Here is a 16,597-nt window from a genome sequence, read left to right on the forward strand (position 1 = left end):
AACTCGCCGACCACGTCCTGCCCGCCCTCACCGCCGCCATGACGTTGCTGGCCGACCAACCCACCGAAGCCGCCGACTTCCGCGCCACGGTCCTGCTCGCGGTCGACGCCGCCACCCACGCCGGCAAGCCGAGCCCTGCCGTCACGGCCATGGCAGCGAAGATCACCGCCGCTCTCGCCGCCTGAGGTGGCCCAGAAAAAGAGGTACGGCCGACCGACTGCGCTTTCGGCCGTACCTCGACTGCGGGTCCGACGGTCGAATACGTGATGGGCCGATGACTTCGCCCGCTGCGGCTATCGTCCGCGACGGTGCATCCGCCAGACGGGGACGCCGTCGTAGGTGAGGTGGTCGGCGATCGTGAAGCCGAAACGCTGGTACAGCGGGAGGTTTCGTTCGGTCGAGGTGTCGAGCCAGCAGGGGTGGCCTGCTCGGTCGAGGTCGGCCATGCCGTGGTTCATCAGGGCGGTGCCGAGGCCGGTTCCCCGGGACTGTGGGGTGGTGCCGATGGTCGCCAGGAGCCAGGCGCCGTCGGGGACGGGCAGGGTCGACATCCGCTCCTCGGCCGCCATCAGGCGATCCAGGCGGTCGCCGTGTAGTTCGGCGATTCTGGCCGACACCTCCGCGGCCGGGGCGGGCGCGTCGGGCGGGAGGAGGGCGAGCACACCGTTGCGTGTGCTGTCGATGTAGGCACGGCCGTGTGGCAGTGCGATGTGCTCGAGGTAGAGGCGCTGGAGGGCCGAGACGCGTTCCAGGTGAGCGTCTTCCGCGACACACCAGTTCGTCCAGGGGTAGTCGGCGAAGGCCGCGCCGAGGATCTGGGCGGCGCGATCGAGGTCCGCTGTGGACAGGGGGCGAATGGAGACGGGCATGACCAATTTGTACCCATGTACAAATTTGGTGTCCAGCCGATTTCCGGCCGCGTACGATCACACCCTGACGTTCGGTGTCCGAGGGCGAGGGAGAGATCGATGGCTTACCTGGCCCGCGCCGCGCGCCGCGACTCGATCGTCGAGGCGGCTGCCACGGTGGTGGCCAGGGCGGGGCTGAGCGCGGTGACGGCGCGCACGGTCGCGAGCGAACTGGGCGGTTCACCGGGGCAGATCCACCATCACTTCGCCTCCACCGACGAACTCGCCGCCGAGGCGTGGCGGCGGTACGCGGCCCGCGAGATCGAGGCCTATCAGCGCGCGATCGTCGACCTCGACCAGTACACCGCGCTGACCCTGTTCTTCTCCGACCTGGTCGGCGAGGGCGACGTCGAGGGGCACGCGCTGGCCCGGTGGGCCGAGGCAGGTGCGCACGCCCAGATCCGGGGCCCCATCGCGGTCGGCTACGTCGAGACCCTCGCTCAACTGACCGACGTCCTCACCGCCGTCCTGTCGGGCGACACGGACGCGCGGGCCGCGGCGGGGCGCCTCCTGATGCTCGGCGTCGGACTCGCCGGAATCACCCGGATCACCGACGACCCGCCCCTACCGGTACGGACGATCATGCTCTCCGCGATCCGGGCCGAAATCGATTGATCACGGAGGACTCCGCCCGTCGTTCGTGGAACGCTGGACGCGTCCCGCGCGAATCAGCGGGTTCGCGACCAGGAGGTCAGCAGGTGTCCACGGTGCGTCGATTCTGGATCGAGTTCGCGTTCGACAGATCCGGACCGCTACCCGACGGGCCGGTCGTGCGGCTGTATCAAGGCGTCGGCGTCACCGGCTTCGACGAGCGCGATGCCCTGTCGATGGTGGCGGACATGCTGCCGGGCGACGAGCCGCTGCCGCCCGTTCAGCGGATCACGCCGGATATCTCCCTGGCCGACCTGCCGCCGTTGAGCCCGCCCTATTTCGGCGTCCCCGTGTGGCGGGGCGTGTGGTTTCCGCCGGACAATCTCCGGACCGGTCCGACGTGGCGACCCCACGGTGTCGCGCCTGCCGAGGAGCGCGCCGCGCGTTTCGGCCGCCCGACGCCGGTGACCGGCCTCTCCCGGACCTGGTGGGACGACATCCCGCACATCGGGCGGCTGGGAACGCCACTGATGTGGATCCATCAGCCGAAGCTCGGCCGGGACAAGTGGGATAGCAGTGTCGATATGACGCGGATCCTCGCGGCCGAGGATCCGCGCCACGGCGACCTGCTCCGAGAAGCCCTCGCCCACATGATCTCCCAGCGTCCGACACCCGACGAATGGTTCGACCCGATCGGTGCCAGGTTCGCCGACCAGGAGCAACTCGTCGAGTACCTCCAGGCCTTCCACGACTACCTGTTCGGCGACCGCACCGCGCCGATCCCCCCGCCCGGCGTGGACGAGCAGTAGGCGAGGCGTCAGCGCGCGGGCTTGGCGCCCGCCACCTGAAGGACGCCGGAGTTGTCGGTGATCAGGAGGAGCCGGGCGATGAGATCGGTGAGATGCGCTCGGGTGGCGGGGAATTCGTCGCGCATCCAGGCGGCGACCAGTTCGAGGCTGCCGCTGACGACGGCGTAGGCGGCCAGGTCGGAGTCGAGGGGGTCGGCGGGTTCGGCGACGAGTTCGCGGGCGACGGCCGACATCGCGCGGGCGATGGCGTGCTGGGTGGTGAGCCGCGCGGCCTGGAGCGACTCGGTGCTGTGCGCGTTGAGCAGCAGAGCCGGGCGCCGGGGGTCGGCGAGCAGGAAGCCGATCGCGGCGTCGGCGGCGGCGTAGACCTGACTGTGGATGTCGGGCGCCGCCGCGTGGGCGGCGGCGACGACCTCGACGATGCCGAGCGCGGTGTGCTCCTCCACCAGCGCGGTGAGCAGGGCGTCGCGGTCGGCGAAGTGCTCGTAGAAGTAGCGGTCGTTGAGCTTGGCCCTGGCGCAGATCGCCCGCTTGGTGACCGCGGGCGCGCCGCCCTCGGCGAGCAGATCGAGCGCGGCGTCGAGAAGCGCGTCGCGACGGCGGGACCGGCGCTCCTCGGCGGCGACTCCCCCGTAGGCTCGCGCCGCCGCGGTGCTGGGCTGCTCAGCCATGGGCCACCTCCCGATCCGATGCCCACCGAAGTTTGTGGTGCTGCACTGCACCAGAGTAATGGAGGTTGCCCACCGAGCACTCTTGACCATCCGTCAATTCTGGTGCACTCTGACACCAGACTGGTTTTGGTGTCACGTAGCACCAGAACAGCCGCAGGCGGAACAAAGGAGTTCACCGATGACCTGTCCCGTGCCGCACCAGGAGCGCACGTTCGACGCCACCCGGGCCACCACCGGCGCGGTCGAACGATTCGAGAACGTCGGCGGATCGATACTGTTCGGACTGTTCGGCGTCGCCCTCTTCGATCAGCCGATGCTGCCGCCGGTCTCGGCCGCGCTCGAGGCGACCGGGCGCACCCGCGACGAGCCGTGGCGGCGCGCGATCCGCACCGCGGCGGCCGACCAGCTGATCTACCACGGCGAGGACGCCGATCGCGACGCCGAGTCGCGGCGGCTGATGCTGCTGCACCGCGACGTCAAGGGTGTCGGCCCGGACGGGGAACGGTACTCGGCGCTCAATCCGCAGTCGTGGAACTGGATTCTCTACTCGACCTTCTTCGTCCAGCGCGGCGCCTACCTCGCGCTCACCGGCGACACCCCGACGCCCGCGGAGAGCCAGGCCATCTGGGAGCACTACCTGCACAAGACGAGCGGCCTGCACCTGCCCGGCAAGTCGGCGCCCATCGCCGACTACGCGGAGCTGGTCGACCACTACGAGCGCATGATCACCGAACTGCGTGTCACCCCGACGCTCGAGGCGGCCACCAGGACTGTTCGGCGTTCGCCCCGGCCGGATTTCCTGCCCGCCGCCGCCGGTCCGCTGTGGCGTCTCGGCGCGCCCACCTTCGGCCACCTCGCGATGATCCTGGGCTGCGGCATCATGCACCCAGGGGTCCGCGCCAAGATGCCGATCAGCTGGAATCGCAGGCAGGACATCGAGTTCCGCGTGCTCACCGCGCTGCTGCGCGTCGCCTACCAGCGGCTGCCCGCGGCGGTCACCGACTCGCCGATGGCGCGGAACCGGCGCAAGTACGAGCGCCTGGTCACCAAGTACCGCGACGTCGGGCTGACCTCGTTCGCTCCCGATCCCGAGGTCCGCCTGGCCCGGCGCTGAGACCGGCCGCCGTCAGGCCCGCGGCGCGTCGCCGTAGACGACAAGCCAGATCGCGCGACCCAGCGACTCGGCCAGCGCCTCGTCGTCGATCCCGGTGTCGACGGCGAAGGCCACCGAGATCGTGCGCTCCACCATCGAAGTGAGCACCAGCGCGGTGGCCTGGGGATCGAGCCGCGGCCCGACCCGGCCCGCCGCGCGTTCGGCCTCGAGCCGCGCGCGCACCAGCTCGAGGAAAGTGGCCACCCGCGCGCGCCAGTAGGCACCGACTTCCCGGTCGTAGGAGGCGACTTCGCTGAGCGCGAGCAGCAGGTAGCGATGGTCACGGAAGCCGCCGATCATCGCGCGCATGGCCGCGACGACACCGGCCTGCTGATCGGTGTGCTCGGCGCCCCACCAGGATTCGGCCGCCGCGAACAGGTCGGTGGTGGCCAGTTCCGCCATCCGGATCAGCAGCCTGCTCTTGTCCGGGAAATAGCGGTAGAAGGTGGAGCGGGCCGAGCCGGAGGCCGCGGCGATCTTCTGCACGGCGATCTCGGTGAACGGCGTGCCGTCGGCGAGCAGGTCCTCGACCGCCGCGAGCACCCGGCGCTCGAACTCGGCGCGCCGGTCGTCGGGGGGTTTGCGCGCCGATCGCGGGACGCGGGTCAGCGACGGCATCGGGGATCCGGCGCCGGCGTCGCGGCCGAGGCGATGACGTAGACCATGCGACCCATTGTGCCCGCAGCCCGGGACGACGGATCGCCTGCGGCGCGCGGGATCCCGATCTTGTTGCGCGAAGCGGTAGTTGACACCTCCCCGGCACGGCCCCATCATCAATCGGACACACTGTCCGAGACTGTTTGACCGAGGCGGTTCCCATGGTCGATTCCCCTGGCACCGCGCTCGAATGGGCCGACGTCGTCGTGGTCGGCGCGCGCTGCGCCGGCTCGGCCACCGCGACGGCGCTGGCGGCGGCGGGCCGCGACGTCGTCGTCCTCGACGCGGCCACACTCCCGTCGGACACGCTGTCGACCCACCTGCTCTGGCCGGCCGGCTTGGCCGAGCTGGGCAGGCTCGGCGCCTTGGCCGCCGTCGAAGCACTCGGCGCGCCCCGGCTGACGGAGGCGTTCGCGCACGGCGGCGGATACGGGGTCGGCGCCGCCTTCCCCGCGGTCGACGGCATCGACTACTCGATGTGCGTGCGGCGCACCGGATTCGACGACGCGCTGGCGCGCACGGCGGTGGCCGCGGGCGCGCAGGTGCGGCAACGCCGCCGGGTCACCGCGGTGCTGTGGGACGGGCATCGCTGCGCCGGTGTGCGTTACGTCGACGCCGCGGGCAGGATCGGGGAGATCCGGGCGAAGCTGGTCGTCGGCGCGGACGGGCGGCGCAGCACCGTCGCGCGGGCGGTGGGCGCCGACGAGCCGTTCCTGACCGTGCCCAGTGGGCGCGACTGCTACTTCGCGTACTGGCGCGACGCGCCGGACGCCGCGCGCCATGTCGCCGCGCAGTGGCGGGCGGGCGCCGACCTCGGGACCGCCTTCCCCTGCGACGACGGGCTGGTGCTGAGCCTGGTCCAGCCGCCGGTGGAGACCGGCGGCGGCCGCGGTCCCGGCGAAGCGGAACGTCGCTATACCGCAGCGCTGGAACGGATTCCGCCCCTGACCGAACGGCTGCGCGGCTGCGAGCGGGTGGGCCGGGTCAGGTCAGCCACGGGGATCGCCTCCTACTTCCGCCGTTCCACCGGACCCGGTTGGGCACTGCCCGGCGACTCCGGTCACTTCAAGGATCCCGTCACCGCGCAGGGCATCCGCGACGCGCTGCACTACGGTCGCACGCTCGGCGAGGCGGTCGCCGACGTTCTCGACGACCCCGTCGCGCTCGACGCGGTACTGACGGAGTGGGAACGCCGCCGCATCGTCGAATGCCGAGAGATCTTCCACTGGACCAACCGGCTCGCGCGCGGTGAGGCCATGCGGCCCTTGGAGATCGAGCTGTATCGCGCCGCCGTCGACGATCCGGATCTCGCGCGGCTCACCACCGGCATCTTCGCCCGCACCCGCAGGCCGGCCGAGCTGTACACCCCGGCCAGGGCGCTGCGCCTGGCCGCCGGGGCGCTGCGTCATCAGCGCGACGACCTCCCCGCCGTCCTCGCCGACCTGGCGCGCGAACTCCGCGACGCGGCCCGCGACCGGCACACCACGCGAACGACTTTGCGTGGCAAGAGCTCCCGCGGCGCGGCACCGAAGCCGCGCTCTTCGCTCACCACCGCAGGTCCAGGAGAACACCATGCCTGATCAGCCGACACCGTCGTCCGCACCGATCACCCGGCGCACCGCCCTCCGAGCCGGGCTCGCCGCGGGCACCGCGCTCGCCGTCGCTCCCCCGCTCGCCGCCGCTGCGCCGCGCTCGCCCGCCTTGCGCACCGGCGGCAAGTCCGTGGCCGTCTTCGGCGGCGGCATGGCGGGGCTGAGCGCGGCACACGAACTGGCCGAGCGGGGATACGACGTCACCGTGTACGAACCGGCGTACCTCGGCGGTAAGGCGCGCAGCATGGGAGTGCCCGGCACGGCCTCGGCAGGGCGGGCGGAACTGCCCGGCGAGCACGGGTTCCGGTTCTTCCCCGGCTGCTATCAGCACGTGCCCGACACGATGAGCCGAATCCCGTTCCCCGGCAACCCCCGTGGCGTGCTGGACAACCTGGTGCGGGTGGAGGGCACCGTCGCCGGGTTCGAGGGGCTGCCGCCGATCTTCACCCCCGTGGAACTCGGCGGCCTCGGCCAGCTGACGCCGGAACTGTTGCAGAACAGCATCATCGGCGCCCTCGGCTTCGTGCCCGACCTGCCGCCGCACGAACTCGCTTTCTTCGCCAAGCAGATGCTGGTCTGGTTCACCTCCAGCACCGAACGCCGCTTCGGCCAGTGGGAATACGTCACCTGGGAACAGATCATGCAGGCCGAGGGAAAATCCCCCGCGTACCGGAAGTATCTGGTGAACGCACTCACCCGGATCACCGTCGCCGCGAAACCGCAGACCAGCTCGGCCCGCACCATCGGCACGATCGGCGAGGCGCTCGTGCTGGCCGCCTCCGGCGCGATCCCGCAGTTCGCCGGCGGCGTCGACCGGATCCTGAACCGGCCGACCAACAGCGCCTGGATTGATCCGTGGGTGGAGCACCTGCGTTCGCTCGGCGTGCGGTTCGTGCTCGGGCAGGGCGCGACCGCGCTGCACCTCTCGGGCGGCCGGATCAGCTCGGCGACGATGTCCGGCGGAGCCACGGTGACCGCCGACCACTACGTGTGCGCCATGCCCGTCGAGCGCGCCGTACGGCTGCTCGACGGCCCCATCCTGGACGCCGATCCGCGCCTGGCGGGAATGCGCGAGCTGGTCACCGACTGGATGGTGGGGATCCAGTACTACCTGCGGCGCCCCACCGAGATCCCGGAGGGCCACATCGCCGCGCTCGGTTCGCCGTGGGCGCTCACCGCGCTGCGGCAGGCGCCGATGTGGGTGGGCGACTTCCCCGCCACCTACGGCGACGGCTCGGTGCAGGAGTGTCTCTCGGTCGACATCTCCGATTGGGACACACCGGGAATCCGCTTCGGCCGCACCGCCAAGGAGTGCAGCGCGGCCGAGATCGCCATCGAGACCTGGGCCCAGCTCGAAGCGTGGCTCAACACCGGCACCGGATGGTTGCGCGCCGAGGACATCCACTCCTGGCACCTCGATCCGGGGATCACCTGGTCCGGTGACGGCATCCACAACGCGACGCCGCTGTTGGTGAACACGGTCGGGTCCTACGACCACCGGCCCGAGGCGCACTGCGCGATCCCGAACCTGTACTTCGGCGGCGACCACGTCCGCAGCCACATCGACCTGGCCACCATGGAGGGCGCCAACGAATCCGGCCGCGCCGCCGCCAACGCCATCCTCGACGCCGCGGACGACCCGTCGCCGCGCGCCCAGATCTTCCCGCTGGTCTCACTCCCCGCCTTCGCCGCCGCGAAAGCCCTCGACGCCGACCGTTTCCGCGCGGGCCTGCCCCACCTGCTCGACGGTTGAGCGGCGCGGGCCCGCGGGCGCCTCAGACCAGCTGGAGCGGGCTGATGAAGGTGCCGGGATGGGCGGCGGCGTCCTGCCGGGCGACGCTGCCCGCCTGGGGCCACGGCACTTCCAGCGAGGTGTCGGTGTCGGGCGGGGTGACCACGATCGTGGTGGGCGCCCAGCCGTCGGGCCCGTCCGGCAGATAGGTGAGTTCGCTGCTCACGGCGGCGCCGGGGGCGACGGTGATCGGGACGGTGCCGGTCTCCTGGCGGGGCACCGAGAAGGTCGGGCCGAACGCCGGGTGATCGGGACCGGTCAGGTCGATGCCGGGATAGCCCTGGACCAGGCAGCTTCCCGACGAGGTGTTCGTGAGCACCACCCGCAGCTTGTTCTGTCCGGTGGGGGCCGCGTCCTGCCGGGTGGTCGCACTCAGCATGTCGGCCGAACACATCGGCAACTGCGCGGAACCGGTGCCGGGGACTACGAACGTCGCCGGAACAGCCACTGCCACCATCGCTATCGCGCGCCTCATCATCACCCTCGGGATTCCTCTTGCCGCCTACACCGAACAGGGGCCCACGGCCCACGCTCACCTGAATGCCCAATTCCCGCGCGATTACTCGAGCGACGAATCCCGGTGGCGTGGCGCCGTGGGCGCCCGCGACGTCAGCGCAGCAGGTCGGCCGCCCGCTCCCCGATGACCACCGCGGGCGCGTGGGTGTGGCCGCGGATGATGGCAGGCATGACCGAGGCGTCGGCGACGCGGAGGCCGTCGAGGCCACGCACCTTCAGCTCGGGGGTGACGACGCTGGCCGGATCGGTACCCATCCGGCAGGTGCCGGTCGGGTGGTAGAGGGTGTGGGAGTGCCAGGTGAGAGCGTCCTCGAGGGTGTCCTCGACGGTGGGCTGCTCGCGTTTCGGTTGCAGGAAGCGGCCGATCCGGGAGCCGAGCGGTTCGGCGGTCACGATGCGATGGGCGATGCGCAGCCCGGCGAGCATCGCCGCGCGGTCGGCCCCGTCGGGATCGGACAGGTAGCGCGGGTCGACGACCGCCTTGGCCAGCGGATCGCCGGAGGCGAGCGTCACGGTGCCGCGGCTGCGCGGCTGGAGCAGGATCGGGCCGAGGGCGATGCCGTGGCCGGGCGCGACGCCGATCCCCTCGTCGTAGAACGGGGCGGGTCCGAAGATGATCTCCAGGTCCGGCAGTTCGAGTTCGGGCCTGCTGCGCACGAACCCGTACGCCTCACCGACATTGGAGGTGAGCATGCCCTGGCGCCGGGCCAGATAGTTGAGCAGCTCCAGCGGCTTCTCCGCGTCGAAGAGCGTGTCGGAGTCGACGGCGAAGCCGAGCAGCGAGATCAGGTGATCGGTGAGGTTACGGCCGACCTCGGGCAGGTCGTGCACGACCGGAATGCCGTGGCGGCGCAGCTCTTCCCGATCGCCGACGCCGGAGACCTGCAGCAGCTGGGGACTGTTGATCGCGCCGCCGCACAGCACCACTTCCTTGGCGGCGCGCACGGTGTGTGTGCTGCCGTCCCTGCGGTATTCGACCCCGACGGCGCGCGTGCCCTCGAACAGGACGCGGGTCGCCTGCGCGCCGGTGAGCACGGTCAGGTTCGCGCGCTTGCGCGCCGGCTTCAGGTAGGCGTCGGCAGTGCTCCAGCGCGCGCCGCGCTTCTGACACACCATGGTCTGCGTGAAGCCTTCCGGCTGGGGCAGATTCGCGCGCTCGCGCTTGAAGCCGGCGTGTTCGGCCGCGGCGAGGAAGTCCTCGGTCCACCGCCGCGCGCTGCGCTGGTGCGCGATCCGCAGCGGTCCGGAGCGGCCCTCGTCGGATTCGGCGGCGCCCTCGACGGATTCGATGCGCTTGAAGTACTCGACGACGTTCGCGAACGACCAGTCCGGGCCCGCCAGCCGGGCCCATTCGTCGTAGTCGGCGGCGTATCCGCGCACCCACATCATGGCGTTCATCGACGACGACCCGCCCAGCATCTTGCCGCGCGGCCAGAACACGCGCCGGTCACCGAGTTCGGGCTGCGGGGTGGTCAGGTAGTTCCAGTCGAGGTCGGTCTGGAACAGCTTGGAGAAGGCCGCCGGAATATGGACGGCCTGGTTCTTGTCCTCGGGTCCGGCCTCGAGGGCGATCACGCTGGTGCCCGACCGCTCGCTCAGGCGCGCGGCGAGCACCGCGCCCGCCGAGCCGGTCCCGACGACGACGTAATCGGCGGTGCTGGTGTTCATCTGATTCTCCCGGGTGGGTAGGGCTCAGCCGCGCAGGGCGGAGGCGAAGATCGCGGGCAGGCGCAGCCAGCCCGGGTCGGCGGCGAATCCCGCGAGCAGCCTGCCGGTGCTCGCGGCGGTCTTGTTGCCGACGAACCACGGCGGCTTCGGCGAGAGGGCGAGCTCGCCGCGCAGCAGCGACCGCGGCGCGGGCCGGAACGGGCCACGCACGACGGTGCGCTCCACCCCGTCGATCAGCCAGGCGTTGTGCACCACCCCGATTCCGCTCTGCACGTCCTCGATGGTGTGGCCGGGGAAGGCGCCCCAGGACGCGGTGGGTGTGAGGTAGCCGACGCCGGTCCAGGCGTTGATCGCCACCGTGCCGTAGCGCAGGTCCTCGACCATGAGGTCGAAGGCCGCGCCGAGTTCGTCGATGGTCTCCGGCTTGGCGATGACGTTCACGCCGAGCGTGCCCGCGAAGGCGTCGTTGGCGGTCCGCGTCGCCGCCCTGGCGAATTCGGCTCCGGTGCCCGGGATCTCGACCACGCCGAACACCGGCGCGAAGTACTCCTCGGCCAGCAGCGGCTCGGCCGGGGAGGGCGCGATCCCCGTGACGAGCAGACGTTCGCCGTTCGTGCCGAGCCGCTCGGCGCCGGGGTAGCTCGTGCGCGCCCCCGCGACGCGCTCGTCGCTGCCCGGATAGTAGGCCGGGCGGGCGGGCGCCTTGGCGAACGCCGCGCGCACCGCGGCGAGGAACTGCTCCTTCTGCGGCCAGTCCGCGGAGAGGATCAGGGCCTGGGAGGCGACGCAGTTGTAGCCGCCGTTGTGCAGGCGCTGGGTGGCGACGTGCTCGGCCTGGAAGGCGATGTCGGCCTCGCTCCACTCGCCGGGGAGCACGATCGTCGGTGACACGCCGCCGAGTTCGCTGGTGACGGGCTTGGTGAGCTTCGGTGTACCCGCGCGTCTGCGTTCGGCCGCCTCGGCGCCCGTGCCCCAGACGATCGCGTCGTGGGTGCGGGCGCTGCCGGTCATGTGCACGTGGTCGACGAGATCGTTGCCGACCAGGTGACCACCCACCTCGGCGCCGCCGGTCAGCAGCCGCACCGCGCCGAGCTCGATCAGCGGGGCCAGGATCGCGGCGAACACCGGCAGCATCGGATCGGTGATCGGGTTGAGCTTCAACGCGACGACCCGGTTGTGCGCGATCAGTTCGTAGAGCACGTCCAGCGGTGCGATGGAGGTGATGTTGCCCGCGCCGAGCACCGCCCCGATCCCGTTGGTGCGGGCCGGATCGCGCTGGGCGAGACCGGCTTCGGCCTTGGCCGCCGCGCTGCTGATGCCGCGCCGCAGCCACACCTGCGCGCTGAACCCGTTGAGCAGCAGCGCGTCGAACGCGTTCGCGGGCAGCACGTCGACGGTCACCCGGTCGCCCGCGACGCCGAAACGCGCCTTGTCGAGCGGACTCTCACCACGCGCGAGTGCTTCCAGGGTGTTCGCCAGCGCGCCGAGCGCGGCGGCCATGACGTAGGGTCCCGAGATCCATTCCTCGCCCACCAGCGGCGAGGAGGCGGGCAGGCCCTTGATACCGGCGGCCGCGTCGACCCAGTCCTGCGCGTGGCGCCCGGTGAGTTCACGGACGCGGTCGAGCAGCCAGCGGCGCTCGCGCAGCGAGGTCGCCGCCCACTTCCGCTCGCCCTCGACGAGGTCGGACAACGCGGCGTCCACGGCGTCCAGGGCGGGGTCTGCCTTCTTGGTGACCAATGCGATCCTCCACAACTGTTGGGGCGGTCCACGGGGCGCGGTGGACGAGGTGAATCGATTCTGGCCACGGCGAGGGGCTGGGCACCATGTGCCCACGTTGCGGATCGACCCCGGCCGCCTTTGTGCTCGTGCACAATCGTGAGGTGACGTGAGCCATTGCGAGTCCTGCACGATCCTCGCAATCAGTGGGAACACCAGCATGATCTCTCCGATCGCTCGCACAGCGTGATGTGCGCATGCACAATGGCAGGGTGGCGCCGGTCACGTTGCGCCGGTTAGGGTGGAGCCGTGACCGCACCACCACCGACCGTCTCCGCGCCGTCGCTCGGACTGGCCGCGACCGTGCTCGACTCGGTGGCGGCGATGGCCGACGAACTCGTCATCCGCATCGTCGACACCGACCGCTCCTACGCCGACGCGGGCCTGCTGACGGCCGCGGAATTGCGCGGGGCCTGCCTGGCCAATCTCACCGCGATCATCAGCGCCCTCGCGGGCACCCAGCCGACGCGCCTGCAGGACGCGCGGGCCGTCGGCCGGCTCAAGGCCGAACGCGGCGTCCCGATCGCGGCGCTGCTGCACGCCTACCGCCTCGGCGGCCGGTTGACCTGGGAGGAACTCACCGCCCGTTCCACCGGCCCCGGCGATCCACGGCTGCACGATCTCGCCACCCGGCTGTGGGAGCTGATCGACACCTTCTCCGACGCGGCGGTCGAGTCCTATCGCGAGACCGAGGTCATGCTCGCCCATGTCGACGCCCAGGCCCAGAGCCGTTTGATCCGTACGCTTTTCGACGATCACTCCGACAATCCCGCGCGCACCCTGTCGGCCCTGCGCACCCTCGGGCTCTCCGAGTACGGCACCTTCGCGGTGGTGTCGATCGAGACCGCCGATCCGGGCGCCGCGCTGCCCGCGGGCCTGATCGGCGCGTTGAAGGATCTCGGCGCCAGGTCGGTGTGGGATTCCCAGATCGATTCGCACACCGGGTTGCTCACCGCGGCGAACCCGGTCGCGATCGAGCGCGCCGCCGCCGCGCTGGTCGAGCTCGTCGACGGCCGGATCGGCCTCAGCACCGCCTTCACCAGCCCGACCGCCATTCCCGGCGCGCTGACCGAGGCGCGGCTGGCCGCGCGCAGTGCCCGGCCGGGAGCGCGCACCGTCGTGCGGTTCGGCAGCGTGCCCGTCGCGCATCTGCTCGTCACGGTGCCGGAGGCCAGCAGGCGGGCCACCGCCCAGATCCTCGGGCCGGTCCTGCGCCTGCCCGCGCCCGAGCGCGACGATCTGATCACCGCGCTCGACGCCTGGTACCGCTACCGCGGCTCGACCGCGGCGGCCGCCGACGCGCTGCACTGCCACCGCAACACCGTGCGCTATCGCCTGCGCAAGATCCGCGACCTCACCGGTCGCGACACCGCCGACCCGGTGCACTCGGCCGAACTCCATCTCGCGCTCCAAGCCGTCACCCTGCTCGGCCCTTAGGCCCGAACCGGGCGGTCGCGCAACACGATCGAAGCTGAGGGTCCACCCCCACAGTGGCGCATCGAATGCGCATCGCTTCTCAGCTCAGGGCGTCGATCGCGGCAGCCAGACCGTCGACCCGCTCCACGGCCTCCGGCAGCAGCACCACGTCCCAGCCCGGTCCACCCACCAGCACCCGCGCCCCGGCCTCACGGCAGGCCAGCACCGCCGAGGTCAACGCCGTCGACTCGCGCTGAGACCACAGCAGCACCGGCGACGCGCCCGCCTGCCTGGCCAGCGCGCCGGCGAGCGCCTCGGTCGGCACATCCGCGCCGAGCATGCGCGCGCCGACCCCGGCCTCGGCCAGGCCGGCGCGCAACACGTCCAGCGGCAGGGAATGCGTCTCGCCGCTGGTACACGCCAGCAGGGCGGGCGCGGCGCTCGGCACCGACGCCACCCGCTGCATGACCGCCGCGATCGACCACGACAGCAGGTGCTCGACGTCGATGCACCGCTCACCAGCACCCTGACGCGCGACGATGTCGGCGAAGGCGGGGCGGCACAGGGCATCCCAGGTCCGCACGACGCCGTAGGCCCGCACGTGCGCCTCGAGCTGGGCGCAGGCGGCCGCCGTGTCCAGCTCGAACGCGGCGTCAAGCAGCGCCGTGCGATCGCCGAGCGCGGGCGCCGGGCCGCGGGCCGCGGCGGCGGCGCTCGCCGGGCTCGCCCCGCCGCCGATCAGTTCGAGCATGTGCTCCAGCACGGCGATGTCGGCATCGGAGTACAGGCGGTGCCTGCCGGGCCGGTCCTGGGCGGGGCCGATTCCGTAGCGGCGATTCCAGCTGCGCAGCGTGGCGGTGGGGATGCCGAGCCGCTCGGCCACCGAGCGCACCGTGTACCCGGCCACGGCGGAGACGGGAGCGGAACCGGCGGGCATCGTGCCATTCTGCCCCGCCGTCGCCCACACCGGGGACGCGGCCGGACCCGCGCGCGTCGGGCGCGCCCGGCCCGCGCCTCGATCCGACCGCTCTGCGCCCTGCACCACCACCCTCGCCATGAATCAATTGTGCATCGTTTAGTGGTACCGTGGCCAGACCAACGATCTCGAGGAGTTTCCGTGCGCGTTCGACGTATCCCGAGAACCACCGCCCTGGTCGTCGCCGTGGCCGCGACCCTGCTCGGCGCGGGCGCCGCGCACGCCGCGCCGCCGGCGCCGGTCCCCCGGCTCGATCTCGACCGCTATCTCGGCGAGTGGCGCCAGCTCGCGGCGATTCCGCAGGTGTTCAACCTCGAGTGCGCCCGCGACACCACGGCCACGTACACCCTCGACCCGCGGGGCGATATCGGCGTCCACAACCGCTGCCAGAACTGGGCGGGCGGGACGACGGAGATCCGCGGGACCGCGACGGTGAACGATCCGGTCACCAACGCGCAACTGCACGTGAGTTTCCCCGGCGTTCCCGGCCAGGGCGAGCGTGCGGGGGCGACCAACTACATCGTGACCGCGCTCGGCCCGGACTACGAGTGGGCCCTGGTCACCTCCCCCAGCAGGCTGTCCGGCTTCGTACTCTCCCGTACCCCCGCGCTGGACGAAGCCACCTGGCGCCGGATCGACGACGAGATCAGGTCGGCGGGCCAGGACCCGTGCGTGTATCTCGTCTCGCCCACGACCGGCGGCCGCGCCGAGCCGCGACCGCTCTGCGCGCGATGAGCGTCGCCGTCGCCCTGTTCACCCGTGACCTGCGGGTGCACGACAACCCCGCGCTCACAGCGGCGGCCCGTGCCGCCGACCAGGTCGTGCCGCTGTTCGTCGTCGACGAGGCCCTGGTGCCCGATCGGTGCCCGCCCAACCGCGCGCACTTCCTCGCGGCGGCACTGGCCGAGCTGGACACCGCGCTGCGCGACCGGGGCGGCGCGCTCGTCGTGCGCCGCGGATCGGTGATCGACGAGGTCGCGCGCGTGGTCGACGAGACCGGCGCCACGAGCGTGCACCTGGCCGACGACGTCAGCTACTACAGCGGAAAGCGCGAACGAGCGCTGCGCGAACGACTCGGCGGCGCCGTGCACTGCCACGCCGGTTCCGTCACCGCCACCTCCACCGAACTCGCGCCGTCGACAGGGCGTGATCACTTCGCGGTGTTCACGCCGTATTTCCGGCGCTGGATCGAGGTGCACCGGCGCAGTCCGCTGCCGGTACCGCGCGCACTCTCCGTGCCGTCGGTCGGCAGCGACCCCGTGCCGACCGGGAGCGATCTCAGCTCCGGCGAGCCCTCGCCCGAGCTGACAGTCGGCGGGGAGACGACCGCCCGTGCGCTCCTCGACGACTGGCTCGACGGGCCGATCGACCACTACGCCCGCGACAACGACGATCTGGGCGCCGACGCGACCTCCCGGCTGTCGGCGCACTTGCATTTCGGCTGCCTGTCCCCCACCGAGGTCGTGCGCCGGGTCGACGCGACGACCGAGGGCGGACTCGCCTTCGCCCGCCAGCTCGCCTGGCGGGACTTCCACCATCAGGTCCTCGCCGCGCGGCCCGACGCCGCCTGGTCGGATTATCGGCGGCGCGCACCGCTCGGCCCGGCCGACGACAGAGTCTTCGCCGACTGGCGTGACGGTCGCACGGGGTATCCGATCGTCGACGCGGCGATGCGGCAACTGCGGGCCGAGGGCTGGCTGCCCGGCCGGGCGCGGTTGATCGCGGCGAGCTTCCTCACCAAGTCGCTGCGCCAGGACTGGCGGCTCGGCGCCCGGCATTTCCTGCACTGGCTCGTCGACGCCGACGTCGCCAACAATCAGCTCAACTGGCAGTGGGCGGCGGGCACCGGAACCGATACCCGGCCCAACCGGGTCCTGAACCCCGTGCGCCAGGCCGACCGCTACGACCCCGACGGGACCTACGTGCGGCGCTGGCTGCCCGAGCTCGCCCACCTGCCGGGCGCGCGCATTCACCGCCCCTGGCGCGAGAATGTCGATCCGGCAACGTATCCCGAGCCGATCATCGACTGCGTGGGCCGCTGAGCAGCGGCCGAGGCCCAGCCCCGAGCG

15 protein-coding genes and 1 pseudogene are annotated in these 16,597 nt (G+C 71.8%); 9 read left to right on the forward strand and 7 right to left on the reverse strand.

What is annotated here, in order from left to right:
* Positions 1–185, forward strand: a pseudogene (locus DFR69_RS04400) (hypothetical protein); the annotation flags it as partial.
* Between the two features lie 108 nt (positions 186–293).
* On the opposite strand, the gene DFR69_RS04405 reads toward DFR69_RS04400, so the two are convergent.
* On the reverse strand, positions 294–869 hold the full coding sequence (locus tag DFR69_RS04405) for a GNAT family N-acetyltransferase (RefSeq protein WP_110036801.1): 576 nt from the start codon (positions 867–869) through the stop codon (positions 294–296).
* 99 nt (positions 870–968) lie between these two features.
* Between DFR69_RS04405 and DFR69_RS04410 the strand changes: the two genes are divergently transcribed.
* Complete coding sequence (locus DFR69_RS04410; RefSeq protein ID WP_110036163.1) at positions 969–1,523, forward strand: TetR/AcrR family transcriptional regulator; 555 nt, start codon at positions 969–971, stop codon at positions 1,521–1,523.
* Between the two features lie 83 nt (positions 1,524–1,606).
* Positions 1,607–2,308: a hypothetical protein gene (locus DFR69_RS04415; RefSeq protein ID WP_110036164.1), complete on the forward strand. Its 702-nt coding sequence runs from the start codon at positions 1,607–1,609 to the stop codon at positions 2,306–2,308.
* 8 nt (positions 2,309–2,316) lie between these two features.
* On the opposite strand, the gene DFR69_RS04420 is transcribed toward DFR69_RS04415, so the two are convergent.
* Positions 2,317–2,979 carry a TetR/AcrR family transcriptional regulator gene (locus tag DFR69_RS04420; RefSeq protein ID WP_167456153.1) on the reverse strand — a complete coding sequence of 221 codons (663 nt, stop codon included), beginning with the start codon at positions 2,977–2,979 and terminating at the stop codon, positions 2,317–2,319.
* A 178-nt stretch (positions 2,980–3,157) separates the two neighbouring features.
* Between DFR69_RS04420 and DFR69_RS04425 the strand changes: the two genes are divergently transcribed.
* Positions 3,158–4,093: an oxygenase MpaB family protein gene (locus tag DFR69_RS04425; RefSeq protein WP_110036166.1), complete on the forward strand. Its 936-nt coding sequence runs from the start codon at positions 3,158–3,160 to the stop codon at positions 4,091–4,093.
* Positions 4,094–4,105: 12 nt separating this feature from the next.
* On the opposite strand, the gene DFR69_RS04430 is transcribed toward DFR69_RS04425, so the two are convergent.
* On the reverse strand, positions 4,106–4,750 hold the full coding sequence (locus DFR69_RS04430) for a TetR/AcrR family transcriptional regulator (RefSeq protein WP_110036167.1): 645 nt from the start codon (positions 4,748–4,750) through the stop codon (positions 4,106–4,108).
* 200 nt (positions 4,751–4,950) lie between these two features.
* Between DFR69_RS04430 and DFR69_RS04435 the strand changes: the two genes are divergently transcribed.
* A complete protein-coding gene (locus DFR69_RS04435) occupies positions 4,951–6,369 on the forward strand; it encodes an NAD(P)/FAD-dependent oxidoreductase (RefSeq protein WP_110036802.1) in 1,419 nt (472 codons plus the stop codon).
* Entirely contained in the window at positions 6,362–8,134 is a 1,773-nt protein-coding gene (locus DFR69_RS04440) for a hydroxysqualene dehydroxylase (protein WP_110036168.1), read from the forward strand. Before DFR69_RS04435 ends, DFR69_RS04440 begins: the two co-directional genes overlap by 8 nt.
* A gap of 22 nt (positions 8,135–8,156) precedes the next feature.
* On the opposite strand, the gene DFR69_RS04445 is transcribed toward DFR69_RS04440, so the two are convergent.
* From DFR69_RS04445 to DFR69_RS04455, 3 genes are all read right to left on the reverse strand, one after another.
* Positions 8,157–8,552: a DUF4232 domain-containing protein gene (locus tag DFR69_RS04445; RefSeq protein WP_244198087.1), complete on the reverse strand. Its 396-nt coding sequence runs from the start codon at positions 8,550–8,552 to the stop codon at positions 8,157–8,159.
* A 230-nt stretch (positions 8,553–8,782) separates the two neighbouring features.
* Positions 8,783–10,357: a GMC family oxidoreductase gene (locus tag DFR69_RS04450; RefSeq protein ID WP_110036170.1), complete on the reverse strand. Its 1,575-nt coding sequence runs from the start codon at positions 10,355–10,357 to the stop codon at positions 8,783–8,785.
* Positions 10,358–10,381: 24 nt separating this feature from the next.
* Positions 10,382–12,097, reverse strand: a complete 1,716-nt coding sequence (locus DFR69_RS04455; RefSeq protein ID WP_110036171.1) for an aldehyde dehydrogenase family protein — start codon at positions 12,095–12,097, stop codon at positions 10,382–10,384.
* 288 nt (positions 12,098–12,385) lie between these two features.
* Here DFR69_RS04455 and DFR69_RS04460 point away from each other — a divergent pair, with 288 nt between their 5' ends.
* The gene (locus DFR69_RS04460; protein WP_244198088.1) at positions 12,386–13,573 is read left to right on the forward strand and encodes a PucR family transcriptional regulator; all 1,188 of its coding nucleotides are present in this window, start codon (positions 12,386–12,388) and stop codon (positions 13,571–13,573) included.
* A gap of 79 nt (positions 13,574–13,652) precedes the next feature.
* On the opposite strand, the gene DFR69_RS04465 is transcribed toward DFR69_RS04460, so the two are convergent.
* A complete protein-coding gene (locus tag DFR69_RS04465) occupies positions 13,653–14,489 on the reverse strand; it encodes a MerR family transcriptional regulator (protein WP_110036804.1) in 837 nt (278 codons plus the stop codon).
* A 180-nt stretch (positions 14,490–14,669) separates the two neighbouring features.
* Between DFR69_RS04465 and DFR69_RS04470 the strand changes: the two genes are divergently transcribed.
* Positions 14,670–15,263, forward strand: a complete 594-nt coding sequence (locus tag DFR69_RS04470; RefSeq protein WP_244198089.1) for a lipocalin family protein — start codon at positions 14,670–14,672, stop codon at positions 15,261–15,263.
* Complete coding sequence (locus DFR69_RS04475) at positions 15,197–16,570, forward strand: cryptochrome/photolyase family protein (RefSeq protein WP_308633276.1); 1,374 nt, start codon at positions 15,197–15,199, stop codon at positions 16,568–16,570. The genes DFR69_RS04470 and DFR69_RS04475 overlap by 67 nt, the downstream gene beginning before the upstream one ends.
* Positions 16,571–16,597 lie beyond the last annotated feature (27 nt).

It is taken from the genome of Nocardia neocaledoniensis, from assembly GCF_003182135.1.
Taxonomy (GTDB): domain Bacteria; phylum Actinomycetota; class Actinomycetes; order Mycobacteriales; family Mycobacteriaceae; genus Nocardia; species Nocardia neocaledoniensis.

Bases quoted from the DNA above. Each gene is read 5' to 3' on its own strand.
- DFR69_RS04405 (WP_110036801.1), bottom strand. From the start codon at position 869: ATGCCCGTCTCCATTCGCCCCCTGTCCACAGCGGACCTCGATCGCGCC.
- DFR69_RS04410 (WP_110036163.1), top strand. From the start codon at position 969: ATGGCTTACCTGGCCCGCGCCGCGCGCCGCGACTCGATCGTCGAGGCG.
- DFR69_RS04420 (WP_167456153.1), bottom strand. From the start codon at position 2,979: ATGGCTGAGCAGCCCAGCACCGCGGCGGCGCGAGCCTACGGGGGAGTC.
- DFR69_RS04425 (WP_110036166.1), top strand. From the start codon at position 3,158: ATGACCTGTCCCGTGCCGCACCAGGAGCGCACGTTCGACGCCACCCGG.
- DFR69_RS04430 (WP_110036167.1), bottom strand. From the start codon at position 4,750: ATGCCGTCGCTGACCCGCGTCCCGCGATCGGCGCGCAAACCCCCCGAC.
- DFR69_RS04435 (WP_110036802.1), top strand. From the start codon at position 4,951: ATGGTCGATTCCCCTGGCACCGCGCTCGAATGGGCCGACGTCGTCGTG.
- DFR69_RS04440 (WP_110036168.1), top strand. From the start codon at position 6,362: ATGCCTGATCAGCCGACACCGTCGTCCGCACCGATCACCCGGCGCACC.
- DFR69_RS04445 (WP_244198087.1), bottom strand. From the start codon at position 8,552: ATGCTGAGTGCGACCACCCGGCAGGACGCGGCCCCCACCGGACAGAAC.
- DFR69_RS04450 (WP_110036170.1), bottom strand. From the start codon at position 10,357: ATGAACACCAGCACCGCCGATTACGTCGTCGTCGGGACCGGCTCGGCG.
- DFR69_RS04465 (WP_110036804.1), bottom strand. From the start codon at position 14,489: ATGCCCGCCGGTTCCGCTCCCGTCTCCGCCGTGGCCGGGTACACGGTG.